This window comes from [Flexibacter] sp. ATCC 35208, from assembly GCF_001975825.1.
Classification (GTDB): domain Bacteria; phylum Bacteroidota; class Bacteroidia; order Chitinophagales; family Chitinophagaceae; genus Chitinophaga.
Window position 1 is genome coordinate 1 of the sequence record NZ_MTKN01000208.1, and the last position, 686, is coordinate 686.

The 686-nt window shown below is 41.3% G+C and carries 1 protein-coding gene; it reads right to left on the reverse strand.

The genetic code is table 11. From position 1 onward, the window contains the following. Positions 1–630 (reverse strand): transposase (locus tag BW716_RS35115; protein WP_083730680.1); only part of this gene is annotated, 630 nt, incomplete at its 3' end. Positions 631–686 lie beyond the last annotated feature (56 nt).

Consider the following 686-nt stretch of genomic DNA (forward strand, 5'->3'; position numbering starts at 1 on the left):
ACTTAAAGCCCCGCAGAAATAGTAGCAAGCCTTCCGTAGCTCCTCACTGTCAAAACCAGGATCTGCATTCAAAAAAACGCCGCTACTGTTAATACCCGCTTCCTCCAATAAAATGATCATTTTTTCAAAAATGCTACTGATCTCATACAAATCATTATGTTCCCCACTTTGCGGACTACCTACCGACAGTATTTGGCCATTGTTATCGCTCAAATACAAACTGTTAGTTGTCTTACAGGCCTTTCTGCCCTGGTATCCCACCTGTTCTCCTCCCCGTTTAGCCGGTGTATGACTACCATCAAGTTGGGCGCACGATAAGTCCAGGAGCTGTTTGTGGCTTGACAATAGCGCTTTCCAGGCTGCCTTGAATGATTCATCTTTACTCCATTTATTGAAATAGTAATATATATGCTGCCAGCTTACTTTGGGAGCTTCAATGTACTCCCGAACACTTAGTTCCCGCCACTGGCACCCAGTTTTCATACGCTTTAAGATTAGCTGTACCACTTTTACCAGACATATTCTCGGCTTAAAACCTCGCTTTCCCTTACTTAAATGTGGTAATATCCATTCTCTTATTTTATCTTCGTCTATGAGTCCCAGAGTAGTTCCTTTTTTTTCGCAAATCAAAAATCTACAATTCCTGGGACTCTTCTTTTTTTACCTAAATAAGTTTAAACAACTTC